This is a genomic window from Nonomuraea rhodomycinica, assembly GCF_013363995.1.
Classification (GTDB): Bacteria; Actinomycetota; Actinomycetes; order Streptosporangiales; family Streptosporangiaceae; genus Nonomuraea; species Nonomuraea rhodomycinica.
Genome location: NZ_JABWGO010000002.1, coordinates 104,314 through 128,213, shown reverse-complemented (window position 1 = coordinate 128,213; position 23,900 = coordinate 104,314). Strand labels below are relative to the sequence as shown.

19 protein-coding genes are annotated in these 23,900 nt (G+C 73.6%); 13 read left to right on the top strand and 6 right to left on the bottom strand.

Going from position 1 to position 23,900, the window contains the following annotated elements:
* Positions 1–30 precede the first annotated feature (30 nt).
* Entirely contained in the window at positions 31–540 is a 510-nt protein-coding gene (locus HT134_RS11700; RefSeq protein WP_175600387.1) for a GNAT family N-acetyltransferase, read from the top strand.
* Positions 537–1,586, top strand: coding sequence for a pseudaminic acid synthase (gene pseI, locus HT134_RS11695; protein WP_175600386.1), 1,050 nt, complete (start codon positions 537–539; stop codon positions 1,584–1,586). Before HT134_RS11700 ends, pseI begins: the two co-directional genes overlap by 4 nt.
* A gap of 24 nt (positions 1,587–1,610) precedes the next feature.
* Here pseI and HT134_RS11690 read toward each other — a convergent pair whose 3' ends face one another.
* A complete protein-coding gene (locus HT134_RS11690) occupies positions 1,611–2,576 on the bottom strand; it encodes a PseG/SpsG family protein (protein WP_175600385.1) in 966 nt (321 codons plus the stop codon).
* Entirely contained in the window at positions 2,573–3,301 is a 729-nt protein-coding gene (locus HT134_RS11685) for a cytidylyltransferase domain-containing protein (protein ID WP_175600384.1), read from the bottom strand. Before HT134_RS11685 ends, HT134_RS11690 begins: the two co-directional genes overlap by 4 nt.
* Before the next feature lie 104 nt (positions 3,302–3,405).
* Between HT134_RS11685 and pseB the strand changes: the two genes are divergently transcribed.
* Together pseB and HT134_RS11675 are read left to right on the top strand one after the other, a co-directional pair.
* Positions 3,406–4,392, top strand: a complete 987-nt coding sequence (gene pseB, locus HT134_RS11680; RefSeq protein WP_312888083.1) for a UDP-N-acetylglucosamine 4,6-dehydratase (inverting) — start codon at positions 3,406–3,408, stop codon at positions 4,390–4,392.
* Positions 4,389–5,513 (top strand): DegT/DnrJ/EryC1/StrS family aminotransferase, encoded by a 1,125-nt coding sequence (locus HT134_RS11675; RefSeq protein ID WP_175600383.1) that lies wholly within the window; start codon positions 4,389–4,391, stop codon positions 5,511–5,513. The genes pseB and HT134_RS11675 overlap by 4 nt, the downstream gene beginning before the upstream one ends.
* Positions 5,514–5,515: 2 nt before the next feature.
* On the opposite strand, the gene HT134_RS11670 is transcribed toward HT134_RS11675, so the two are convergent.
* The 3 genes from HT134_RS11670 to HT134_RS11660 all read right to left on the bottom strand — a co-directional run bounded on the left by HT134_RS11670 (position 5,516) and on the right by HT134_RS11660 (position 10,309).
* Positions 5,516–7,486 carry a glycosyltransferase family 2 protein gene (locus HT134_RS11670; protein ID WP_175600382.1) on the bottom strand — a complete coding sequence of 657 codons (1,971 nt, stop codon included), beginning with the start codon at positions 7,484–7,486 and terminating at the stop codon, positions 5,516–5,518.
* A gap of 211 nt (positions 7,487–7,697) precedes the next feature.
* Positions 7,698–9,659, bottom strand: coding sequence for a class I SAM-dependent methyltransferase (locus tag HT134_RS11665; RefSeq protein ID WP_175600381.1), 1,962 nt, complete (start codon positions 9,657–9,659; stop codon positions 7,698–7,700).
* The gene (locus HT134_RS11660; RefSeq protein ID WP_246364364.1) at positions 9,650–10,309 is read right to left on the bottom strand and encodes a hypothetical protein; all 660 of its coding nucleotides are present in this window, start codon (positions 10,307–10,309) and stop codon (positions 9,650–9,652) included. Before HT134_RS11660 ends, HT134_RS11665 begins: the two co-directional genes overlap by 10 nt.
* A gap of 343 nt (positions 10,310–10,652) precedes the next feature.
* Here HT134_RS11660 and HT134_RS11655 point away from each other — a divergent pair, with 343 nt between their 5' ends.
* The 5 genes from HT134_RS11655 to HT134_RS11635 all read left to right on the top strand — a co-directional run bounded on the left by HT134_RS11655 (position 10,653) and on the right by HT134_RS11635 (position 16,107).
* Positions 10,653–10,898 (top strand): acyl carrier protein, encoded by a 246-nt coding sequence (locus HT134_RS11655; protein ID WP_175600380.1) that lies wholly within the window; start codon positions 10,653–10,655, stop codon positions 10,896–10,898.
* A 307-nt stretch (positions 10,899–11,205) separates the two neighbouring features.
* Positions 11,206–11,982: an SDR family NAD(P)-dependent oxidoreductase gene (locus HT134_RS11650; RefSeq protein ID WP_175600379.1), complete on the top strand. Its 777-nt coding sequence runs from the start codon at positions 11,206–11,208 to the stop codon at positions 11,980–11,982.
* 27 nt (positions 11,983–12,009) lie between these two features.
* Positions 12,010–13,323: an AMP-binding protein gene (locus HT134_RS11645; RefSeq protein ID WP_175600378.1), complete on the top strand. Its 1,314-nt coding sequence runs from the start codon at positions 12,010–12,012 to the stop codon at positions 13,321–13,323.
* Positions 13,324–13,591: 268 nt separating this feature from the next.
* Complete coding sequence (locus HT134_RS11640; protein ID WP_175600377.1) at positions 13,592–14,677, top strand: LuxE/PaaK family acyltransferase; 1,086 nt, start codon at positions 13,592–13,594, stop codon at positions 14,675–14,677.
* 113 nt (positions 14,678–14,790) lie between these two features.
* Positions 14,791–16,107, top strand: a complete 1,317-nt coding sequence (locus tag HT134_RS11635) for an acyl-CoA reductase (RefSeq protein ID WP_312888082.1) — start codon at positions 14,791–14,793, stop codon at positions 16,105–16,107.
* 48 nt (positions 16,108–16,155) lie between these two features.
* Here HT134_RS11635 and rph read toward each other — a convergent pair whose 3' ends face one another.
* Positions 16,156–18,798, bottom strand: coding sequence for a rifamycin-inactivating phosphotransferase (rph, locus tag HT134_RS11630; RefSeq protein ID WP_175600375.1), 2,643 nt, complete (start codon positions 18,796–18,798; stop codon positions 16,156–16,158).
* A 322-nt stretch (positions 18,799–19,120) separates the two neighbouring features.
* Between rph and HT134_RS11625 the strand changes: the two genes are divergently transcribed.
* The 4 genes from HT134_RS11625 to HT134_RS11610 all read left to right on the top strand — a co-directional run bounded on the left by HT134_RS11625 (position 19,121) and on the right by HT134_RS11610 (position 23,744).
* Positions 19,121–19,798 carry a polysaccharide deacetylase family protein gene (locus tag HT134_RS11625; protein ID WP_217707788.1) on the top strand — a complete coding sequence of 226 codons (678 nt, stop codon included), beginning with the start codon at positions 19,121–19,123 and terminating at the stop codon, positions 19,796–19,798.
* A gap of 55 nt (positions 19,799–19,853) precedes the next feature.
* On the top strand, positions 19,854–21,395 hold the full coding sequence (locus HT134_RS11620) for a hypothetical protein (protein ID WP_175600373.1): 1,542 nt from the start codon (positions 19,854–19,856) through the stop codon (positions 21,393–21,395).
* Between the two features lie 55 nt (positions 21,396–21,450).
* Positions 21,451–22,071 carry an acyl-CoA-like ligand-binding transcription factor gene (locus HT134_RS11615; protein ID WP_312888081.1) on the top strand — a complete coding sequence of 207 codons (621 nt, stop codon included), beginning with the start codon at positions 21,451–21,453 and terminating at the stop codon, positions 22,069–22,071.
* A 92-nt stretch (positions 22,072–22,163) separates the two neighbouring features.
* Positions 22,164–23,744, top strand: coding sequence for an FAD-dependent monooxygenase (locus HT134_RS11610; protein ID WP_175600371.1), 1,581 nt, complete (start codon positions 22,164–22,166; stop codon positions 23,742–23,744).
* The last annotated feature ends 156 nt before the right edge of the window (positions 23,745–23,900 follow it).

Here is a 23,900-nt window from a genome sequence, read left to right as displayed (position 1 = left end):
GTAACCAGACACAGAGCGTGAGGGGGTCCGGTGCTCAGACAGGTCCGCGACGACGATCTGCCGGCCATGCTCCGCTGGCGCAACCACCCGAGGGTTCGCAAGGCCAGCTTCACCACCCACGAGATCAGCGAGGAGGAGCACGCCCGCTGGTGGGCCGGGGTGCGCGCCGACCCGTCCCGGCTGGTGCTGATCTACGAGCACGGCGGGACCGCCTGCGGCGTGGTGACCTTCTCCGGGCTCGACCCGGAGCGGCCGGTCGCCTCCTGGGGCTTCTACCTCGACCTCGCCGGGCTGGAGCGGCGGGGCGAGATGATCACCGCGTGGTTCGGCATCGAGCGCACGGCGATCCGCCACGCCTTCGACGTGCTGGAGCTGACGACCCTGCGGGGCGAGGTGCTGGCCGGCAACCAGGCCGTCCGCCTCCTGCACGACCGCTTCGGCTTCAAGGAGACCGGCGGCTACCGGCGGGTGGTCGACGGCACGACCGTGGACGTGGTGACCGTCGAGCTCACCCGCCCACCCACCTGGAGGCGGGTATGAGGCCCCTGACGATCGCCGGCCGCCGTGTCGGCCCCGGCGAGCCGCCGTTCGTCGTCGCCGAGATGTCCGGCAACCACGACGGCAGCCTCGACCGCGCCCTCGCCATCGTCGAGGCCGTCGCCGCGAGCGGCGCCCACGCCCTGAAGCTGCAGACCTACCGGCCCGACACCATCACGATCGACGCCGACGGCCCGGCCTTCCGCCTCGGCTCCGGCCACGAGCTGTGGGGCGGCGAGCGGCTCTACGACCTGTACCGGCGGGCCCACACGCCGTGGGAGTGGCACGAGCCGGTCTTCGCCAGGGCGCGGGAGCTGGGGCTCGTGGTGTTCTCCTCGCCGTTCGACCCGACGGCCGTCGAGCTGCTGGAGAAGCTCGGCTGCCCCGCGTACAAGATCGCCTCGTCCGAGCTGGTGGACCTGCCGCTGATCCGGCTCGTGGCGGCCACCGGCAAGCCGCTCGTGCTGTCCACGGGCATGGCCACGGCCGGCGAGATCGACGCGGCCGTGACGGCGGCCCGCGAGGCCGGCTGCGCCGAGCTGGCCGTGCTCGCCTGCACCGCCTCCTACCCGGCCTCGCCCGCCGAGAGCGACCTGCGGCGGCTGCCGCTGCTGGCCGGGCTCACCGGCGCGGTCGTCGGCGTCTCCGACCACACGCCGGGCATCGGGGCGGCGCTCGCCGCGGTGGCCCTCGGCGCCTGCCTCATCGAGAAGCACGTGACGCCGGACCGGGCGGGCGGCGGGGTGGACGCGGCGTTCTCGCTGGAGCCGGCCGAGCTGGCGGCGCTGGTCGTGGAGAGCGAGCGGGCCTGGCAGGCGCTCGGCGAGGCCCGGCTCGGGCCGCGGCCGTCGGAGCGGGAGGGGCTGCGCTTCCGCCGGTCGCTCTACGTGGTCACCGGCGTGCGGGCGGGCGAGCCGGTGACCGAGCGCAACGTCCGCTCCATCCGGCCCGCCGGCGGGCTGCCCCCGGCGGCGCTGGCCGAGGTGACGGGGCGCCGCTTCACCCGCGACGTGCCGGCGGGCACGCCGCTCACCTGGGACCTCATCTGACGGTTCACCTGAGCATCTGACGGTTCACCTGAGCGCGAGGAGGGCGTCGGCGACGCGTTCGCGGCCCTTGCCGTCCACGAGGCCGCTGCCCCGCCTGCCGTACTCCTCGCGCAGCCCCGGGTCGGCGAGCAGCCGGGCCAGCATCTCGGTGGCGGCGGCGCCCGGCGCGGGGCCGAGGCCGGCCGCGATGCCGCCGCCCACCAGCGCCTCGTAGCCGATGAGCTGGTTGCCGGTCACCCAGGTCAGCGCGGCCGGCACGCCGAGGTAGAGCAGCTCCCAGATGGTCGAGCCGGCGGCGGTGAGCACGAGGTCGGCCTCCGCCATGAGCTCGGGCAGCCGGTCGGTGGGCGGGATGACGGTGATCGGCCCGTCCGCCGCGAACGGCCGCGGGCTCACCACCGTCGCGCGGAACGGCAGGCCGGTCGCCCCCAGCGCCTCGGCCCAGGCCGGCGTCACGCCCGCGCTGTCGGTGCCGCCGAAGAAGCACAGCACGCGCGGCACGTCACGGCGCGGCCCGGCCACCCGGCGCAGCCGGCGGACGCTGTCGCGCAGCAGCGCGTAGCGCACCCCGGCCAGCCGCTCGGCGAGCAGCGGGAACGGCCGCAGCTCGGCCCCGAGGTTCTGGTCGAGGTAGACGTCGGCCTCCTGGCCGAGCGGGTCTCCGTCGACGATCGCCAGCACGGCCGCGCCCGTCTGCCTGACCCGCGCGCCCGTGCCGGGGGCCAGGTCGTACGAGTCGAGCACGACCGCGTCGAGGCGCAGGTCGCCCGCCAGCTCCGCGAGCCGCCCGGGCTCGGCGGGGGCCGGGACGAGCGGCAGCCCGCGCGCCAGGAGCTGGGCCCGCGCCCACGCCGAACCGGCCAGGTCGCCCAGGAAGCTGACCTCGACGCCGCGCCCGCGCAGCTCCTCGGCGAGCGCCACGCAGCGCACCAGGTGGCCGACGCCCCTGCCGGCGCCGGCGTCGCAACGGACGCCGACCCGGCCGATCATGCCTCCTGCAGCGCTTTCTGCTGGACGTGCGCGTTGAGCCGGCAGATCTCCGGCCGGGCGCGCAGCCAGCCCACGAGCGTCGCGTACGGCAGGCACCGGTCGCCGAAGGCGGCCACCACCCGCGAGATGAGCGCCCAGTCGTCCTCGGTGTCGAGCGTGACCCGCAGGTCGGCGGCCGGCGGGGCGTAGGCCAGGCCGAGCAGCCGCGACGCGCCCGGGTGCGTGTAGACGTAGGAGGTGACGTGGACGCGGTGGTGGGCGGTCGCCTCCCGCCCGGCCCGCGCGAGCGCCTCCCGGCTCACGATCTCCACGTCGAGGCCGCGCGGCAGCGTGCGGGTCAGGCTCGTGCTCAGGTAGTCGAGGCCGGGCACCGCCCGGTAGACCAGCGCGGCCTCGCGGACGATGGCCGGGTCGAGCAGGGGGCAGTCGGCGGTGAAGCGCATCACCGCGTCGGCCGGGTGCAGCTCCAGCGTCTGCTGGAAGCGGCCGAGCACGTCGTCGACCGGCCCCCGGTGCCACGCGAGGCCGAGCCGCAGGCACTCGGCCACCACCGCGTCGTCGGCGGGCTCGGTCGTGGTGGCGACCACCAGCTCGTCCACCGCGTCCGCCTGCCGTACGGCCCGGGCCACCCAGCTCAGCACCGACCGGCCGCCCAGGTCGCGCAGGACCTTGCCCGGCAGGCGCGTGGAACCCGTCCGTGCCTGAATGATTCCGACAATCCGCACTGAAGCCCCATTCCCCCGTGTGACCGTGCGTTGCTGAACGATCGCGCTATGCTACCGGCTCAGCTCCGGCGACTACAGGGCGTGAACACGATTCAGGGGGTCACGTGAGCATTCTGAGCGGATCGTCCGTACTGATCACCGGAGGCACGGGGTCCTTCGGCAAGGCCTTCATCCGCCACGCCTTGCACGTCCTCGACGTGCGGCGCCTGGTGGTCTTCTCCCGCGACGAGCTCAAACAGTGGGAGGCGCGCCAGACCTTCGGCGACGACCGGCGGCTGCGCTGGTTCATCGGCGACGTGCGCGACCGCGACCGGCTCACCCGCGCCATGCACGGCGTCGACTTCGTGGTCCACGCCGCGGCGCTCAAGCAGGTCGACACCGCCGAGTACAACCCGTTCGAGTACGTCCGCACCAACGTCACCGGCTCGCAGAACGTCGTCGAGGCCGCCATCGACAGCGGCGTGCGCAAGGTCGTCGCCCTGTCCACCGACAAGGCGTCCGGCCCGGTCAACCTCTACGGCGCGACCAAGCTGGTGGCCGACAAGCTGTTCGTGTCGGCCAACCACTACGCGGCCGGCCACGCCACCCGCTTCGCGGTCGTGCGCTACGGCAACGTGGTCGGCAGCCGCGGCTCGGTGGTGCCGTTCTTCCAGCGGCTGGCCGCCGAGGGCGCCAGCCTGCCGATCACCGACAAGCGCATGACCCGGTTCTGGATCACCCTCGACCAGGCGGTGCGCTTCGTCGTCGACTCCTTCGACCTCATGCGCGGCGGCGAGCTGTACGTGCCGCGCATCCCCAGCATGCGCATCACCGACCTGGCCGACGCCGTCGCGCCGTACGCCCCCGTCTACGAGGTCGGCGTCCGGCCCGGCGAGAAGCTGCACGAGGAGATGATCGGGCCCGACGACGGGCGCCGCACGCTGCGGCTCGGCGACCGCTACGTCGTCCGGCCCGCCATCGCCACGTGGGGGTACGAACCGCCGGCCGACGGCGAGCCGCTGCCCGACGGCTTCGCCTACCGCTCCGACACCAACGACCTGTGGCTGTCGGCCGACGAGCTGCGCCGCATGCTCGCGGACGGCCGCTGGTGATCCCCTACGGCCGGCAGTCGATCACCGAGGACGACGTCCGGGCCGTCGCCGAGGTGCTGCGCGGCGACTGGCTCACCACCGGGCCCGCGGTCACCGCGTTCGAGGCGGGGCTGGCCCGCTGGACCGGCGGCGTCCCCTGCCTGGCCGTCACCTCCGGCACCGCGGCCCTGCACGTGGCCTACGCCGCCGCCGGCGTCGGCCCGGGCGACGAGGTCGTCACCTCGCCGCTGACGTTCGTGGCCACCGCCGCCACGGCCGCGCTGCGGGGCGCGCGGGTCGTCTTCGCCGACGTCCGCGACGACACCGGCAACCTCGACCCCGACGCCGCCGGCGCGGCCGTCACCGGCCGTACCAGGGCGGTCACCGCCGTCGACTACGCCGGCCACCCCGCCGACTACGACGAGCTGCGCGCCGTCGCCGACCGGGCCGGCGCGCTGCTCGTCGGCGACGCCGCCCACTCCCTCGGCGCCTCCTACAAGGGCCGGCCCGTGGGGTCGCTGGCCGACGTCACCACGTTCTCGTTCTTCCCCACCAAGACCGTCACCACCGCCGAGGGCGGGGCGCTGGCCCTGCCCCACGGCGAGCGGTTCACCCGCGCGGCGCGCTTCCGCAACCACGGGCTGGTGCGCGACCCGGCCGAGCAGCGCGACCCCGGCCACGGCGGCTGGCACCAGGAGGTGCACGACTTCGGCCTCAACTACCGGCTGCCCGACGTGCTGTGCGCGCTCGGCCTGAGCCAGCTCGGGCGGCTGCCCGCGTTCCTGGCCCGCCGCGCCGAGCTGGTGGCCCGCTACGACGCGCTGCTGGCCGGGGTGGCCGGGCTGCGGCTGCCGGAGCGGCTCCCGTACGTCGAGCCGGCCTGGCACCTGTACCCCGTGCGGATCGGCGGCGGGCGCAGACGCGAGGTGTACGACCGGATGCGGGCGGCCGGCATCGGGGCGCAGGTCAACTACATCCCGGCGTACTGGCATCCCGTCTTCGAGGACCTCGGCTACCGGCGCGGCATGTGCCCGCGGGCCGAGGCGTACTACGCGGAGGAGCTGTCGCTGCCGCTCTTCCCCGGCCTCACCGACGCCCAGCAGGACCGGGTCGTGGAGTGCCTGCTGGCCGTCCTGGGCTGAGCTCACATGGGCGGGCAGTGCTCCACGAGCATCAGGCAGCCGTCCTCGCCCCGGTCGGCCACGAACCTGCGGCCCGCCACGGTCGCGGCGGGGCGGGCCCGGGTCCGTACCAGCGGGCGGATCTTCCTGCCCTGATCGAGCAGGACGTCCCAGCGCGGCACCCGGCCCACCGGCGCCTCGATGTCGCCGAGCCGGATCCGGCCGCTGAAGGCGTGACCGTCCAGGGTGACCGGGAAGTAGACCTCCTCGCCGTCGCCGCGCCGGATCAGCCGCAGCACCGGCTCGCCGTCGCCCGGGTCGGCCAGCTCACCCGCCACCAGCAGGTCGCCGCCCTCGATCCGGCACTCGCCGATCAGCGCCTCGGCGCGGCGCACCCGCAGCCCCCACACCCCCTTGCCGGCCCGTACGGGCACCAGCCAGGAGCCGGCCCTGCGCACCGGCGGCGGCACCGCCGGAGGCAGCCACCGGGGCCCCGCGACCTTGGCCTCCAGCCGCAGCCCCCCGGCCCGCAGGCCGCCGGCCCGCAACCCTCCGGCCCAGAGCGCTCCGCCCCACAGCCCTCCGGCCCCGAGCCCTCCGGTCCGCAGCTCGACGCGCAGCTCCCAGTGGCCCCGCCGGGCCAGCCGCGCCGGTGACAGCGTGGCCGGGTCGAAGGTGAAGCCGAACGGGAAGCCGTGCTCGGCCGTCACCCGGCCGTCCTCCTGGGGGAGGTCGCGGCTGGCCGGCATCACCGTCTCCTCCGAGAGGGGCACGGTGTCGCCCGTGCCGCGTTCCCTGAGCCACACGCGGACGCGGGCCCGCCCCAGGCCCCGAGGGTCGAACCGGCCGACCGACATCCAGCCCTCGCCGCGCAGCAGGCCGTCCCGCCAGCCGGCGGACAGCAGCCGCGTCCTCAGGTGCAGCTCGTCCGTCACCTCCGACAGGTGCGCGGGCAGGCCGGGGTGCCGGCCGTACCAGCGCCTGCCGCCCGGCCCGAACCCCGCGCAGACGAGGGGCGGCCACAGGCGGCCCTCTTTCTCGTCCGCGAACACCGCCGCCAGCTCCTCCACCCGCCCCCGGTGCAGCAGGTGCGTCAGCAGCCGTCGCGGGTACGGCAGGCTCAGCCAGTCGTCCGGGGTGACGCCGTCGAGGTAGCGGGCGGCGAGGTCCAGGATCGCCGGGTCGGCCGCCGTCCCCGCGCGGGCCACCGCCTCCACCGCCACGCTCATGTCGATGTCGAGGGTGTCGCGGTCGAAGCGCGGCTTGACGCCCGGCGCCCGGCGGGCGAGCAGCGCCGACGTCTCCAGCACCGACAGCAGGCGGTCGCGCACGTTGCCGGGCTCCAGGCTGCGCTGGGTGACCGACCAGTCGCGCCTGCGCCAGTAGTAGACGACGGCCTTCAGCACGTCCACCGAGGTCGCGCCCACGTGCGCGGCCATGGCCACCGGCTGGTCCTCGTAAAGGCGTTCCGGGAACGTCAGGGCGAGGGCGTCCCAGAAGGAGCGCCGGTAGACCTTGTTCCACAGCATGCGGTCGCGTACCAGCAGCGGGTGGCGGGTGATGTGGGTCCGCTCCAGCCGCCTGGCGAACGCCTGCCGGTGCGCCCACGACGGCACGAGCTGGTCGCGGTGGAGGCGCATGACGTTGCCGCAGGCCAGGTCCGAGCCGGTGGACTCCAGTGACGCCACCAGGCGGCGGAACGCGTCCCGGGGCACCAGGTCGTCGCCGTCCACGAACGCCAGGTAGCGGCCGGTCGCGTGCCGCACGCCGATGTTGCGCGCCCGTCCCACACCGCCGCCGGGCTGCCGGACGAGGCGCACCCGAGGGTCGGCCGCCCGCCTGGCCTCGACCAGGGCGGGCCCGCCGTCGCGGCTGCCGTCGTCGACGCAGATCACCTCGAGATCGCGCAGCGTCTGCGTGGTCAGCGAGTCGAGGCAGGGACCGAGGTACTCCTCGACGTCGTGGAACGGGACGACCACCGACAGGATCGGCACGAAACCACCTTCTCTTCTCGGGCCGTGGGGTTGCGGGACTCTTCGGAGGAAGGCGCCTCACGCGGGGGCTTCCCGCGCGGGCTCCCCGTACGGGCTCCCCGCGCGGGCTCCCCGCGCGTGTTTCCCGCGCGTGTTTCCCGCGCGTGTTTCCCGCGCGGGCTTCCCGTACGTGACGGACATGCGGGCTCGACGCGCGGGCTCGACACGGGCCTCAGCGGGACAGGAGGCGCAGGACCTTGCGGGCGGCCCGGCGCGGGCGGGACAGGCGGCGGGACAGCCGGTACCCGAGCGTCCGGCGCAGCGCGGCCGACTTCCGCTGGCTCTTGCGCAACTTGGCGCGGGTGCGCACCAGCTCGCGCTCGCGGTAGCTCAGCTTCGTCTCCAGGCGCGCGATCCGGGCCAGCGCGGCGGTGAGCTGCTCGGTCATCCGGTCGCGGGCGCTCAGCAGGTCGCGGTACGTGGGGGCGGCCCCGGCCAGTTCGGCGGGCCCCATGGGCTGCCCCAGCTCGGCCTCCAGCTTGCGGGCCCGGTCGAGGTCGTCCTGGTCGCAGGTCTGACCGGCCATGCCGCAGAGCGTCAGCGCGAGCTGCCCGGCGTCGAGCGGCCACGGCCACGGGTGGTGGTGCCCCGCCGCGAGCAGCCGTACGGCGAAACGCCACAGGATCCGGCAGAGCACCACCCTCCCGGGCACCGGGCTCCCGGGGGCGGGAACCGGGGTGATGGCGGTGAACCGCTCGCCGTCCCAGACGAGGTTGTCGGCGGGGGCGTCCCCTCCGTCGGCCACCCACGCGGCGAGTGCGGCCAGCAGGTCGCGGACCGCGCGCACGTCCTCACGGGCGCACGCCTCGACCAGCACCTCCTCGACGATGCGGCCGCGCGGGATGGGGCGCGCGGTCCCGCCGGGCAGGCGCCTGGTGGAGGTGGCGGTGACCTCGTGCAGGGCCCGGCCGACCTCGACCAGCCCTTCCGGCAGGACGTCACGGGGCGCCTCGGCCTCGACCGCCGGCTCCCAGGCGTCCCTTGCCACGACGTCCGGCGCGCGGTCGTCCTCGATCACGACGTCCGGCGCGCAGGCGTGCTCGGCCGCCACCGCCGGGGCGCAGGCGTCCTCGATCACGGTGTCCGGCGCGTAGGCGTGCTCGGCCACGACCTGCGACGCGTAGGGCGCCTCCTCGGCATCCGCGGCGTCCAGCCCGTAGGCATCGTCCTCGACCGCGACGCCCGCCCCGTGAGGATCCTCCTCGGCGGCCGTGACGAGTGGCTCGTCGGCGTCGAGGGCGGTGCGGTCCGCCCCGTCGGCGTGGCCGGCGGTGACGGCATCGGGGACGGTGACGGCATCGGGGGCGGCGGCGCTCCGGGGACGGGTCGCCACCGTGAGCCACAGAGGCGCCAGGTGCTCCCCCAGCCCGTGGCGGAACGCCAGCCGGGTCAGCCGCAGCGGGTCGGCCACGAGCATGGTGTCGCCGCCGGGCGCGGTGAGCGGCACCGTGAGCGCCTCGGGCAGGTCCTCGCGCAGGAGTTCACGTCCGAACAGGGCACGGGGCGCGCGCCGTGACGGGTACGCGGCGTAGCACCGCTCGGGCAGGAGCCCCGCCGCCTCCAGCGCCGCGTCGAGGGCCTCCGGGCCACCGGGATGGCTGGGGTCGAAGCCGTGCGGCTCCCAGTGCCCGTCGGCGCCCTCACGGTCGGGCGGCCGGGCGTCCACGAACCGGTCGACGCCGAGGTCGTTCGGCACCGCGAGGACGAGCCGCCCGCCCGGCGCCACGAGCGCGGCGAGGGCGTGCAGCGAAGCCCGCCACGGCGGCGCCTGCTCCTCGGCGGAGTGCGTGCGTTCGAGGCCGTCCAGGGCCAGCACCAGGTCGTACGGCTGGACCCCGGTGAGCGCCCGGAGCCGCCCGCAGTGGACGTCCAGCGCGGGGTGACGCTCGCCGAGGGCGCAGGCGTCGGGGTAGGACCGCACGAGCACGGCCACCGAGGAGGCCGCGCCGGACACCGCGCCGATGAGCCCCTTCGGGTGCGGCCCGGCCACCAGTACCCTCCCGCCGGGAGGGACGAGCCGCCGGACCAGTTCGAGCCCGGCGCCGCGCCAGTCGGTGGCCGCGTCGGCGTCGGACCACAGCAGCATCTCGCCGCCGATCAATCGGACGTTGCCGGGCGCCTCGGTCATGCGCATCGCACCCGCTTCCAGCCGAACATACGCCGTAGCTCCTCAGGTGTCGCCTGGTAGTCGAATCCCAGCTCCCGCCGCGCGGCCTCGGCGGCCAGGCCACGGTCGACGTGCTCGCCGTGCAGCTCAGGCCAGAGCCGCATGCGACGGGCCGTACCTCCGTATTCGGGGCGTTCGCCCTCGAACTGCATCGGATCGCCGTACACGGCGATGTCACAGCCCACCGACGCGCCGTAGAAGAGCGCGCTGCCGAGCCGGTTGGAGGCCACTCTGCGGTGACGGCGCAGCTCGGTGAGCTGGCGCCGCAGGAAGTCGCGGCCGGTGTCGTCCCATCGGGAGCCGCGGCTGCCGTGGCAGATGACGCGGAATCCGGCCGACTCGTACGCCGCCCTAATACCGATATTTGCGAATTCGAGCCAGTAAAGGCATACGGTCACCGGACCGGTTTCCACCTCGCGGATGTGCGCGGCGAGCCGGCCGTGATCACCGATCACCGCGTTCTTCTCCCAGCCGTGGAAGGGGTACCAGATCGTGCCTTCCCGCTCTTCTTCCGGCATGAGGCCGAGTTCGGGCTCCAGGTCCAGGAGGTAGATCCACGGCGCGCCGATCAGGTAATGGCCGCGGCGCCCCATCGACCAGCCGCGACGACGCAGCACGTCGGCCCAGATGAACCGGGGATATCCCGGTGTGCACCAATGGTCGTTCGGTGGGTATCCGTGGAGATAGTTCCAGCCATGCTGGACGAATCCCTGTATTCGGCGGGGAACGTCGTCCGGGAGCCCGCAGTACCGCGCGAGTATGCGGGAGTGCCCGTACCAGTGATTGGATTCGTCCATCATTCCCCCTGTAGCGGTTGGCGCGCCCCCAGGGACATTCGCAGCCTCGCCCCGACATCACGCGGCTTTATACGGTTCCATTACTCGCGACGGGGGCTCGGTTTGAGCCATGGACGATCGCCGATACACTACGTTCTGGTTCGACCACGGAGAGTGAGGGAGCATGGGCCACCTCGACCGCCTGCGCGGCGTCTTCCGCGCCGCGCTGAGCCTTCCGGACGGCGCCGACGTCGACGCGCTCGAATACCGGGCGATCCCGCAATGGGATTCCCTCGCCCACATGGCGCTGGTCGCCGCCATCGAGGACGAGTTCGACATCATGCTCGAAACGGACGAGATCATCGACATGAGCTCGTTCGCCCAGGCGGCACGGCTGCTGGAGAAGCACGGTGCCGGCGCCGCGTTCTGACCCCTCCCCCGACCCGGCGACGGCGCGGCGCGCCGACACCCCGGCGGGCACGGACCCGACGCCGTGCCCCACCCCGGCGGGCACGGACCCGACGCCGTGTCCCGCCTCGCCGGCCTACACACGCCCAGCGCCGGCGCGGCATGCCGACTCTCCGACGGCCACAGGCCCAGCACCGCATGCCGGCTCCTCAACCGACCCAGACCCGATGCGACGTCGCGACTCTTCGACGAAGACAGGCCCGGCGCCACGTCTCGACTCTTCGGCGGACACAGGCGCGGCGCCGCGTGTCGGCTCTTCGGCGAGCACGATGCCGGCCCTGGCGACCGCCGCGTCGGGCCTGACCACCGCCACGTCGCGGGTGGCGCTGGTCACCGGCTCCACCTCAGGTATCGGACGAGCCGTCGCCGTGGCGCTGGCCGCGGCCGGTGACGAGGTGATCGTCCATGGCCGCGACGCCGAGCGGGCCGCCAAGGCCGCCGCGGAGGTGGCCGCCGAGACCGGCGGACCCACCTGGTCGGTCCACGGCGACGTGGCCGACCCCGGCGCGGTGTCCAGCATGATGCGCCGGATCCGCGAACGTCACGGCCGTCTCGACGCGCTCGTGATCAACGCGGGCGCCCACGACGCGGCGCTGCTCGGCCTGCTGCCCGGCATGGCGGTGTCCCGGCTGTTCGACGTCAACGCGGTGGGCGCGGTCCACACGCTGCAGTCGGCGATCAGGCTGCTGCGCAGGGGCACGAGCCCCGCCGTGGTGCTGGTCTCCTCGATCATGGCCAGGCGCGGTTCGGCCGGCCAGGCCGTCTACTCCGCCACCAAGGCCGCGCTGCTGGGCCTGACCGTGTCCGCGGCCAAGGAGCTCGGCCCCGCCGGCATCCGGGTCAACGCGGTGGCCCCCGGCTTCGTGGAGACCGCCATGCTCGCCACGCTCGACGACCGGGCCCGCGCCACGACCGTCGCCGCGACCCCGCTCGGCCGGGTGGGGCAGCCGTGCGAGGTCGCCGCCGCCGTGGCGTTCCTGCTCTCCGGCCACGCCTCGTTCGTCACCGGCCAGGTGCTCGGTGTCGACGGCGGGCTGGTGCTGTGAGGTCCCGACACGATGGATGGACGTCCCATGGATGGTTTCCCGCACCCTGACGCGCGGCTCGTCGTCGCCGGAGAGCCGGGCGAGCTCACGGGCGACCTGCTGGCCGCCCGCGTCGAACGCACCGCGCAGGTGCTCGCGGGCCTGCCGCCGGGCCCCGTGTTCTGCGGCATGCGCAACGACCTGGCGTCGGTGGTGCGCTACCTCGCCGCGTGGCGGACCCGCAGGCCGGTGGCGCTGCTCGACCCCGACCTCTCGGCGGGGGCGCTGACCGGGCTGATCCGGAGGTTCCGGCCGGCGGGGCTGTTCGGGTTCGCGCACGCCGTGGAGAGCGCGCCGCGTGGGCGCCGCGACGCCGACGACCCCCATCCTGACCTGGCTGTCCTGCTCGCCACCTCGGGCTCGACCGGCAGCCCCAAGCTCGTGCGCCTGTCGCGCCGGGCCGTGCTGTCCAACGCCACGGCCATCGCCACCGCCCTGGCCATCGGTCCCGGCGACGTCGCGCCGACCAGCCTGCCGCTCTACTACAGCTTCGGGCTGTCGGTGCTCAACAGCCATCTGGCGGCGGGCGCCACCGTGGTCCTCACCGACGCGGGCCTGCTGGAACGGTCGTTCTGGACCCACCTCGACGCCCACGGCTGCACGTCGCTCGCGGCCGTGCCGTACCAGTACGAGATGCTGCGCAGGCTCGGCTTCGACCCCAAGAAGCACCCCACGCTGACCACGCTCACGCAGGCGGGGGGCCGGCTGCGCCCGGAGCTCGTGACGGAGTTCTCCGGCAGGGCCGAGCGGTTCTTCGTCATGTACGGGCAGACGGAGGCGACCGCGCGCGTCGCGGTCCTGCCACCGGACCGCCTGGCCGCCAAACCCGGCTCGGCCGGGGTCGCCGTACCGGGCGGACGGCTGAGCGTGGACAACGGCGAGATCGTGTACGAGGGGCCCAACGTGATGATGGGCTACGCGGAGACGGCCGCCGACCTGGCCAGAGGCGACGACCTGGGCGGCGTCCTGCGGACCGGCGACCTCGGCCGTCTCGACGACGAGGGTTTCCTCTACCTCACCGGCCGCCTGAAGCGCATCGCCAAGATATTCGGCGTGCGGGTCAGCCTGGACGACGTGGAGGGGCTGCTGCGCGACTGCGGCCCCGTGGCGGCGACCAGCGGCGACGACCGGGTCACGGTGTGGGCCGAAGGGCTCGACCGCGACGCGTGCGCCCGCCTCGCCCGCCGCCTCGGCACGGAGCTGCGGCTGCACTGGAGCGGCTTCGACGTCCGCGCGGTGGACCGCCTTCCGCTGCTGACCACGGGCAAGGTCGATTACGGGGCGTTGGAGGCACGGACGTGAGCGTGCGGAGGGGCGAGCGGGTCGCCGCCGTCTCCGTGAGGCGTGGAGAGATCGCCGTCTCTCCGAGGCGCCGGGCGGCAGCCATCTCTCCGAGGCGCCAGGAGATCGCCGGCTCTATGCGGCGGGAGGCCACCGTCTCTCCGAGGCGCGGCGAGCCCGCCGTCTGCCCAGAGCACCAGGAGACCGCGGTTTGCCCAGGGCACCGGGAGACCGCGGTTGGCGCGAGGCATGGGGAGACCGCGGTTTGCGCGAGGCGTGGGGTGACGTCATGAGCGTCTTCACGCTGACGGCGGACGAACGGGAATGGACGTTGGCTCCGCGGCTGGCCGAGTTGACCGAGCGGCACCGGCATGCCTGCCCGCCGTACGGGCGGATCCTGGCGGCGATCGGGTCGCACGGGCCGTACGAGCGAGTGGCGGACCTGCCGTGGCTGCCGGTGCGGATGTTCAAGACGCACGAGCTGCGCAGTGTGCCCAAGGAGGAGGTGTTCCGGGTGCTCACCTCCAGCGGCACGACCGGGCAACGGCCCAGCCGGGTCCACCTCGACCGGGACGCCGCGGCGGCGCAGCCCCGCATGCTGGCGGCGACGCTCCGGGAGGTGCTGGGCGAGCGGCGGCTGCCCATGCTGATCGTCGACACCCGCTCGGTCGTACGCGCCACCACACTGAGCGCGCGCGGAGCCGGGGTGCTCGGCATGATGAACCTGGGCCGCGACCACACGTTCGTGCTGGACGACGGCGGCGAGGCCGACGTGGCGTCGGTACGGGCGTTCCTGGCGCGGCACGGCGATCGACCGTTCCTGATCTTCGGGTTCACGTACATGGTGTGGCTGCACCTGCGCGAGCTGGGGCTCGACCTGTCGCACGGAGTGCTGATCCACTCCGGCGGGTGGAAGAAGCTGGCCGACCAGGCGGTGGACGCGGCGGAGTTCCGCAAGCGGCTGGCGAACCAGTGCGGGCTGACCCGCATCCACGACTTCTACGGCATGGTGGAGCAGATCGGCACGATCTTCTTGGAGGGCCCGGAGGGTGACGGGCTGTACTGCCCGGACTTCGCCGACGTGGTGATCCGCGACCCGGAGACGTGGGAGGAGGCGCCGCCGGGCGTACCAGGCCTGATCGAGGTGGTCAGCACGCTGCCGACGTCGTACCCCGGGCACGTGCTTCTGACCGAGGACCTGGGGGTGGTCCACGGGGTGGACGACGGCGTCTGGCCGGGCAAGCGCTTCTCGGTGCTGGGCCGGTTGCCGCGCGCGGAGGCACGGGGGTGCAGCGACACCATGGGCGCACCGAGGGGCGGGTTCCCGAAGGCGTGTGAACGTGGTGACGTCGCGGACGGGACGGCGGCCGCATGACGGGTGACGCCGTTCCCACCACCGCGCGGGTTCCCGCTGAGGGCGCTGACGGCGTGCGGCATCGCTCCGGAGGGGACGCCGACGCTCGATCACACTCGGGGGGAGTCGTGGAGGTGCGGTTTCCTTTTGAGGGGACCGTCAGCGTGTGGGAGCTGCTGGACGACATGGCCGCCGCGCCGAGGCTGGTCGTGGGCGACGAGCGCGTGCGGGCGTTCCTCGTGGACGTCGGGCGGAGGTTGCGGGCGCCGGAGGTGGCGCGGCGGCACCCCGAGCTGGCGTCCCTCGGGTTCTTCCTGCGGCGGAGCGAGCTGGAGCGAGCGGCCGGCGGGGTGGCGGGTGCTCGCGCCTCAAGGGATGCCGCCGGCTTGGCGGGCGAGGGCGCCATCGACCCTGTGGCGGCCGGCGCGGCTGGGGAGTTCTTGCGGGTGCCTCGTGGGCTGGTGTTCCACGTCGCTCCGGCGAACGTCGACACCGTCTTCGTCTACTCCTGGGCCCTTTCCGCCCTCATGGGCAACCACAACGTCGTCCGGCTGTCGGCACGCGCGGGCGGCGCGGCCGACACGATCCTCGAGATCATGCGCGCCGCGCTCGACGACGCCGACCCGGTCGTGGCCCGCACCCAGCGCATCGTCTCCTACGACCATCTCGAGCCCTCCCTCGACTCCACGGACGCGGGCCCCGTCGGTGCCGCCGGGCCCACGGCGGTGCTGTCGGCGGCGTGCGATCTGCGGGTGATCTGGGGCGGCGACCGTACGGTGAACGAGATCCGCCGGCACCCGCTGGCCCCCCACGCCCGCGATCTCACCTTCCCCGACCGGTCGTCGTTCGCGGTGATACACGCGCGGGCGTGGCTGGAGGCGACGCCCGCGACGCGCGAGGCGGTGGCCGACGGGTTCGCGGTCGACGCGTACTGGTTCGACCAGGCCGCCTGCTCCTCCCCCGGCACTGTGTTCTGGGTGGGCTCCCCCATCGAGTGCGACGTGGCCCGCGACGGGTTCGCCGCCTGCCTGGCGGAGGCGGTGGCCCGGCGCGGGTGGACCGTGGATACCGCGATGGCCGTCGAGAAACGGGTGGCCGCCTACGGGCTGGCGGCCGACGGCGTGGCGAACGCGGTCGAGTTCTACGGGAACGCCCTGGCCCAGGTGATCCTCACGACGCCCGGGGCGGCTCCGCGGCGGTGGCTCGGCACGGGGACGTTCGCGCACGCCCGGCTCGGCTCGCTCCATGAGCTGGCGGACGTGGTGCGGCGCAAGGATCAGACGCTGACGCACTTCGGGTTCGACCGCGCGGAGCTGGCCGGGCTGGCGCGGGCGCTCGGCGGGCGCGGGGTGGACAGGATCGTGCCGATCGGGAACGCGCTGGGGTTCCACCGGGTGTGGGACGGCGTCGACCTGCCGGCCGAGTTCTCCCGGTTGGTGACCATCCAGTAGGCCGACGAGTGTGGAGAGGCAGCGCAGGTACGCGCGGAACCAAAGGCACTACGGCAGGATCTCGACGTACCCGTTCGTCCCGTTCACGCGGATCCGCTGCCCGTCCCGGATCAGCCGGGTGGCGTTCTCCACCCCCACGACGGCCGGCAGGCCGTACTCCCGGGCGATCACCGCGCCGTGGGTCATCAGGCCGCCCACCTCCGTCACCAGACCTTTGACGGTGACGAACACGGGCGACCAGCTGGGGTCGGTGTAGGCGGTGACGAGGATGTCGTCCGCTTCGAGATCGGCCTCGGCCATGTCGAGGACGACGCGGGCGCGCCCCTCGACGGTCCCGGCGGACACCGGCAGGCCGACCAGTGCGCCGGCCGGCGCGTCCTGGCGCCGGTAGGTCCCGGCGACGGTCTCGCCGTCCGAGGTGAGCACCCGGGGAGGCGTGAGCGCCTGGTACGCGCTGAACTCCTCCTTGCGCCGGCGGATGAGCTCGTCATCGACCTGCCCGGTGCGTACGACGTCGTGGAACTCCTGGAACCTGAGGTAGAAGACGTCTTCCCTGTCCTGGAGCACGCCGGCCCGCACGAGGCGCTCGGCCTCGTCCAGCAGCGCCCGCTTGTACACGAAGTAGCGGCTGACCTTGCCGTACTTGGGATACTCCCGGTAGCCGACGAAGGTCCGCAGGCGGTCGATCATCGACTTGGCCTCTTCGGCCTTCCGCTCTCCGTCCGGCAGGGCCCCCAAGCGCCCCAGCAGCTCCTGTTCCTTCTTCGCCGCTTCCTGTCGCCCTTGCTCGAAGCGCCGCCGGCTGGCGCCGGGCTCGAAGTTGTCGATGTTGCCGAGGATCACGGGCACGAGGGCGAGGGGGTGTTCGCTCCATCGCGGCCTCGTGATGTCGATCTCGCCGACGCAGCGCATGCCGTACGTGTCGAGGTAGGCCCGGATCGCGTCCCGCGCCTCGCGGCCGCCCGGGAGTTCGGGCAGCCGGTCGAGGAACCCGTCGTTCTCGGCCTTCCGCAGGAAGGCCACCACCTCCGGATGCGGGCGGATCGCATCCGCGACGTCCAGGAGCGCGAGTCCCATCTCGGACGTGACGTTGCCGGGCGCGGACTGTGTGAGGGCGTCGGCCGCGTTCTCCTCGCTCAGCCACGCGTGCAGCCGCTTGTTGAGCCACCACGTCGCGTCCATCGCCGCCATGATCACCTGAAGGCTCCGCGGGTCGAACAGGAGCCGCTTCAGTTCCCGCAGGTCCTCCAGGATGAAGTCGAACAGCTCCGATCCGTGCTTGGACCGGATGTCGCGTTCGACGGCGGCCAGGGACGCCCGGCTGGCGGCGATCAGCTCGTCGACGATGGCCGGATCGGTCTCGATCGGAGCCGGCGCACCACCGGCGGGCGGCGCACCGGCCCCCTCCGACGGCGCCGGCACGAAGTCGCCGCGGTCGAGAACGGTCTGCAGCGCGTCCCTGATCAGCGGATCGGACCTCCCCAGGGTCTCCAGGAGGGCGTCGCGGCCGGCCGGCGACGCCAGGCCCTCGGTGACGTCGACGAACAGCCTCCCGCCGGCCTCGGCCATGGGCCGTGGCGTGGTCAACTGCCAGACGGACAGGCCCAGGGGCTTCATCGGGTCGGTCATCATCTGCTGATGGCCGACGGAGACGTAGACGTGGTTGCCTCCGTCGCCGGCCGCCGGGATGGGGAACAGCGTGGTGATCGGCCGGCTCTGGACGATCCGGAAGTCGCCGTCGGCCAGGCACCACTCGATGTCCTGGGGACGGCCGAAGTGCGCCTCGATCCGCCGACCCAGTCGCGCGAGCAGCACCGCCTGCGCGTCGGTCAGCGCCGGCTGCCGCTGTGACTCCGGCGGGATCGTCCGCCGCCGCGTCCCGCCTTCCGGTGACGCGTGGATGGCCAGGTGCTTGGTGGCGATCGTCTTGTCGACGACCTCGCCGTCCCGCACCTTGTAGACGTCCGCGTTCACCAGCCCGGAGACGAGGGCCTCGCCGAGGCCGAAGCCGGCCTCCACGCTGGTGACCTTCCGGTTCGAGGTGACGGGGTCGGCCGTGAACAGGATGCCGGACACGTCCGGCGAGACCATCTGCTGCACCACCACGGCCATGTGGACCTTGCGGTGGTCGAAACCGTTCCGCAGGCGGTAGGTCACGGCCCGCTCGGTGAAGAGCGAGGCCCAGCACATCCTGATGTGCTCCAGGATCGCCGCCGGCCCCACGACGTTCAGGTACGTGTCGTGCTGGCCCGCGAAGGAGGCCGTCGGCGAGTCCTCGGCCGTGGCACTGGACCGGACGGCGTAGGCGGCCCCGTCGTCCAGGCGGGCCAGCGGGCCGGTGAGGACGGCCGCCAGGTCGTCAGGGACGGGGATCCGCTCGACGGCGCCGCGGATCTCCGCGCTCAGCGCGCCGATCGCGTCCCGGTCGTCCGGGGCCAGGCGCGAGAGCCGGTCGAGCGGATCGTCGAGGGACGGCGCGCCGGCCATGACCCGCCGGAAGGCGTCCGTCGTCACGCAGCAGCCGGCCGGCACGTGGACGCCTTCGACGCGCGACAGCTCCCCCAGATGCGCGCCCTTGCCGCCGACGAGCGCGAGCCGGCTCTGGTCGATCTCGTGGAAGTCGAGCACGTAGCGAGCGGGTGAGAAGGACGTCGTCCTGCCGCTGTCAGTTTGAACCACTGCTTCCCCCATGGACGTCATGGTGGCCGTCTACGGCCACGTGATCGCGAAGTGTCGCCGGCCTCGGCGTGTTCGGCATCGCGGGTGATGCTGCTGGACCGGTGGTCGGGCGCCGGCGCGGAGCCGTGCGCGGGACGGGCTTGATGTCGGCGGAGCCCGCTTCGGTGGGAGATTCTGCGGCACGACCCGGGTCTTGCCGCAAGCCCCCGGTCGCGCTATATGTTGAAAGTGGCAGGGAGGTGGTCACGCCCCCTGCCGTTCGCGTCCGCGTGGAGGACCATCACCCCGGCGAGAGCGCACGCGGCGCCGCAGGTTTGGCCATAAGGTGGCACCTGTGCTGATTCAGGGCTTACTGGTGACTTCACTCGTGCTGAGCGGCGCCCCGGCCGCGGGGGCGAAGGCGCGCGTCGACTGCGCGAAGGTGACCTGCCTCGCCCTGACCTTCGACGACGGTCCGGGCCCGCGCACCGGCGCCCTGCTGGACGTGCTCAAGCGCGAGCGCGTGCACGCCACGTTCTTCCTCATGGGCAAGCACGTGGAGCAGCTCCCGAAGGTGGTCAGGCGGACCATGGCCGAGGGGCACGCGATCGGCAACCACACCTACTCGCACCCGTCGTTGCCGACCCTGCTGGACCAGGAGATCATCGACGAGATCCGGCTCACCCAGGACGCCATCCAGGAGGTGACCGGCCGCCGGCCGCGGATGTTCCGGCCCCCGTACGGGAACACCGACGACCGGGTGCTGCGGCTCGCCGGCTCCCAGGACCTCTCGCAGGTGCTGTGGACGGGCACGACGCTCGACTGGAAGCTGCGCGACCCGGCGAGGATCAAGGCGGCGGTGCTGCGGCTCGCCAAGCCCAACGGCGTGATCCTCATGCACGACACGGTCCCGCAGACGGTCCAGGCGATGCCGGAGATCCTCAAGGAGCTGAAGAAGCGCGGCTACCACCTGGTGACCGTGCCCACCCTGCTCGGCGGCAGAACGCCGGACGCGGGTGTGAGTTTTCCCTAGTTCGCGGTAGTAAGCAGTTCGGGGCGCCGGCCCCGGCAGCCGGGATTGGGAGCACATGCTGACGGAGACCGCGAAGCCATCGCGCTGGGCGACGCTCGCGACCTTCATCGCCATCCAGGCCGTGCTCGTGTGCTGGTGGCTCGCGTACTATCCGGGCCTGTTCAGCCGCGACTCGGTGCTGTACCTGAGCCACACCATGGTCGGCCCGTGGGTGAGCGACCACTCGGTGACCTACGACGCGCTGCTGTGGCTCAGCGTGCGGCTGACCGGCGACGTCGGCGCGGTGACGCTGCTGCAGACGACCGCGATGGCCGCGACCCTCGCCTACCTGGCCGCCGCGCTGAAGGCGCTCGGCGCTCCTCGCCTGGCGACGACGGCCGTGGCCGTGCTGCTGCCGTTCCTGCCTCCGGTGGGGGCGTTCTCGGTGGCGTTGTGGAAGGACGTTCCGTTCACGCTGTGCGCGGTCGCGATCGCGGCGTCCTGCGCGGGGCTGGCGGCGGCCCGGCGGGTCACCGCGTGGCGGCTGGCGGGTCTCGGGGCGCTCATGCTGGCGCTCGGGCTGTTCCGGGCGAACGGCTTCCTCGTGGTGGGCGTCGCCGTGGCGGTGCTGCTGGTGGTGGTGAAGGGCGCGCGGGTACGGCTGGCGGTGACCGGGCTGGTCGCGGCGGCCGTGCCGCTGCTGCTGACCAACCTGGTGCTGCCGCGCGTGGGCATCGAGGCCCCGTCGAAGACGTACGTCTACCACACGGCGTTCGGCGACATCGCGGTCCTGTACCGGGAGCATCCGGAGCTGTTCGGCGACCGCGACCGGACGCTCATGACCTCCGTCGCGCCCCTGTCACGATGGAGCGAGGGCGGCACCTGCTACACGATCAACCCGCTGATCTGGCGGCGCGACTTCAGCTGGCAGCAGGCCGACCGGCACGCGAGCGAACTGCTGGACCTGTGGCGGCGGCTGCTCACGCAGCGGCCCCTGGACGTCGTGGACGCCCGCCTGTGCCGGGGCTCGATCGCCTGGAACCCAGTGGAGGACCCGTGGGCCGTGGGCGGGCAGACGTACCACTTCTCGCGCCGGCCGAGCGCCGAGACGTACGTCGGCCCGAACAAGGTGCCGGACTACCCGCAGCGGTGGATGTTCTCGCTGCGGCCGAAGTCGGCGGACCTGCACCGGGTGGCCGACTCGTGGCTGGTGACCACGGCCGAGCCGGGCTACGACTGGTGGCTGTGGCGGGGCGCGACGTGGGCGTACCTGTCGTATCTCGCGGCGGGGCTGGCGGCGTGGGCGCTGCGCAACAGGTACGTGCCGGCCGTGGTGGCGGTGGTGGCCGGGCAGCAGCTCGCCGTGCTGGCCAACATCTCGGCGCAGGACTTCCGGTACATGGCCACGCCGATCCTGGTCGGGATGCTCATGGCACCGTTGCTGTTCGGCAGCCTGCTGCGGGTCCTGCGCGGGAGCAGGCGACCGGCCGACAGCCCAGGACCGGCTGAACGGCCGGAGCCGGTCAAGGAGTCGGAGCCGGTCAAGGACCCGGAGTCGGTCAAGGACGCGGAGTCGGCCGAGCGTCCCGAAGCGGTCCCGGACTCCGAGGGCGGATAAATTTTGCGGACTCCGCATATTTGCCGGGTCCGCAAGTTTGTGTATGGTGGAGATCGTGGGAAGTGACGACCGCGAGCGCCCGGGTCTGCGCGAGCGCAAGAAGCGAGAGACGCGCATCGCGCTGAGCTGGGCCGCCATCCAGCTCACCGTGGAGCGCGGGTGGGACAACGTACGGGTGGAGGACATCGCCGCCGCGGCAGGCGTCTCGCCCCGTACCTTCAACAACTACTTCTCCAGCAAGGGAGAGGCGATCGCGGCCCGGCACGTCGAGCGGGCCTACGCGATCGCGGCCGAGCTGCGCGCCCAGCCGGCCGACAAGCCGCTGTGGGAGGCCGTCACCGACGCGGCGCTCTCCCAGTTCGCGCTCGGCCTCGAAGCGCGGGGCGAGACGTCCGACGAGCGGACTGCGGGGCTCAAGCTGATGCTCGCCGAGCCGGCGTTGCAGGCCGAGTTCGCCAAGGCGTACATGGCCGCCGAGGCCGAGTTCGCCGAGGTGGTCGCCGAGCGCACGGGCACCGACGTCACCACCGACCTGTACCCGAGGCTCGTCGCGGGCGCCATCGGCGTGGCCATCTCGGCGGTCACCCAGCAGCGGCTGCACACCCCGGACGTGCCCATCGAGCAGCTGATCCGCGAGGCGTTCGGCCGGCTCGCCGCAGGGCTCACCGCCCCCTAGACCGCTCAGCCGCTCACCGGATCCCACATCGTACGAAGCCCGGCGCCGCCGGGCCGACGCGTCATGCCCTTTCGACGATCAGGAGGATCGCCATGAGCACTGACCCCTCCCCCCACGACGGCGCCGACGTCGTCATCGCCGGCGGCGGCCCGAACGGGCTCATGCTGGCCTGCGAGCTCAGCCTGGCCGGCGTGCGCCCCGTGGTGCTGGAGCGGCTGACCGGCCGCGCCGAGGAGAACCGCGCCAACGGCCTGGTCGGCCAGGTGGTCCAGGTGCTCGACCGCCGCGGACTGCACGAACGGCTCACGGGCAGCGCGCAGCCGCCCCGCCCCGTGCCCGGTTTCGTGTTCGGCGCCCTGCCGCTGGACCTGAGCGCGGTGGAGGACAACCCGCTGTACACCCTCGGGGTGCCGCAGCGCCGCGTCGAGCAGGCCCTGGAGGAGCGCGCGACCGAGCTCGGCGCCGAGATCCGCAGGGGACACGAGCTGACCGGCCTGTCGCAGGACGCGCAGGGCGTCACGGCCGAGATCGCGGGGCCCGGCGGCCCGTACCGGCTGCGCGCCCGCTACCTGGTCGGCGCGGACGGCGGCCGGAGCCTCACCCGCAAGCTGTCCGGCATCGGCTTTCCCGGCGTGACCAGGGACGACACGGTCTCGCGCAGCGCGCACGTGTCCGTACCGGAGTCGCTGATCGACCCGGCCACCGGCGGGCTCGACGTCCCCGGTTACGGCGTCGTCCCGCCGTTCATGCACCATCGCACCGAGCACGGCCTGATCGCGTACGGCCCGTTCCCCGGGCGTACGCCGATTCTGACCACCATGGAGTGGGGCGGCGCAGGCGAGAGCGAGCCGGCGCCGATGTCCCTGGACGAGCTGCGAAAGAGCGTTCGCCGGGTGCTCGGCGTGGATCTCCCGTTCGGGCCGCCGGAGGGTGAGGGCCCGCATCTGCTGCGCCTGCTGACCGGCGGCAACACGCGGCTGGCCGACCGGTTCCGCGCCGGGCGGGTGCTGCTGGTGGGCGACGCGGCTCACGTGCACAGCGCGATCGGCGGCCCCGGGCTGAACCTGGGCCTCCAGGACACGGTCAACCTGGGCTGGAAGCTGGCCGCCGTCGTCAGGGGGCAGGCGTCCGAGGAGCTGCTCGACACGTACGAGAGTGAGCGCAGGCCGGCGGCCGAGCGGGTCGTCATGCACACGCAGGCGCAGTCGGCGCTCATCGCGCCCGGCGCCGAGACGACCGCGCTGCGCGAGCTGTTCGCCGAGCTGCTGCGCGAGCCGGGCAACGCCCGCCACATCGCCGCCACGATGGCCGGGTCGGACCTCCGCTACGACATGGGCGGCGCGGACGCGCATCCGCTGACCGGCCGCTTCGCGCCGGACCTGGTGATCGAGGCGGACGGCGGTCCGGTGCGGCTCGCCGAGCTGGCCCGGACGGCCCGGCCCCTGCTGCTGGACTTCACGGGGGATGCGGCGGCGGCCAAGGAGGCGTCCGGCCGGCACGACCGGGTGCACGTCGTCACCGGGCGCTGCTCCGGCGGCTCGCACGGGGTGAGCGCGCTGCTGGTGCGCCCGGACGGGTACGTGGCCTGGGCGTCGTCCGCGCCGGAACCGGACGAGGCGGAGCTGGGGTCGCTGCGCGCGGCCCTCACCCGCTGGTTCGGCCCCGCGGCCTGACACCTGGGACCCGCGGTTTGGGCCCGCGGCCTGGGGTCCACGGCCTGGGGTCCGCGGCCTGGAGTCTGTGGCCTGGGGTCTGTGGCCTGGGGTCTGTGGCCTGTCCTGTGCGGGCGGCCCTCCTCGCACGGGGCCCTCCGTGCGGGGTGCGGGCGA

Bases quoted from the DNA above. Each gene is read 5' to 3' on its own strand.
- pseI (WP_175600386.1), top strand. From the start codon at position 537: ATGAGGCCCCTGACGATCGCCGGCCGCCGTGTCGGCCCCGGCGAGCCG.
- HT134_RS11690 (WP_175600385.1), bottom strand. From the start codon at position 2,576: ATGATCGGCCGGGTCGGCGTCCGTTGCGACGCCGGCGCCGGCAGGGGC.
- HT134_RS11665 (WP_175600381.1), bottom strand. From the start codon at position 9,659: ATGCGCATGACCGAGGCGCCCGGCAACGTCCGATTGATCGGCGGCGAG.
- HT134_RS11655 (WP_175600380.1), top strand. From the start codon at position 10,653: ATGGGCCACCTCGACCGCCTGCGCGGCGTCTTCCGCGCCGCGCTGAGC.
- HT134_RS11650 (WP_175600379.1), top strand. From the start codon at position 11,206: ATGCCGGCCCTGGCGACCGCCGCGTCGGGCCTGACCACCGCCACGTCG.
- HT134_RS11645 (WP_175600378.1), top strand. From the start codon at position 12,010: ATGGATGGTTTCCCGCACCCTGACGCGCGGCTCGTCGTCGCCGGAGAG.
- HT134_RS11640 (WP_175600377.1), top strand. From the start codon at position 13,592: ATGAGCGTCTTCACGCTGACGGCGGACGAACGGGAATGGACGTTGGCT.
- rph (WP_175600375.1), bottom strand. From the start codon at position 18,798: ATGGGGGAAGCAGTGGTTCAAACTGACAGCGGCAGGACGACGTCCTTC.
- HT134_RS11620 (WP_175600373.1), top strand. From the start codon at position 19,854: ATGCTGACGGAGACCGCGAAGCCATCGCGCTGGGCGACGCTCGCGACC.
- HT134_RS11610 (WP_175600371.1), top strand. From the start codon at position 22,164: ATGAGCACTGACCCCTCCCCCCACGACGGCGCCGACGTCGTCATCGCC.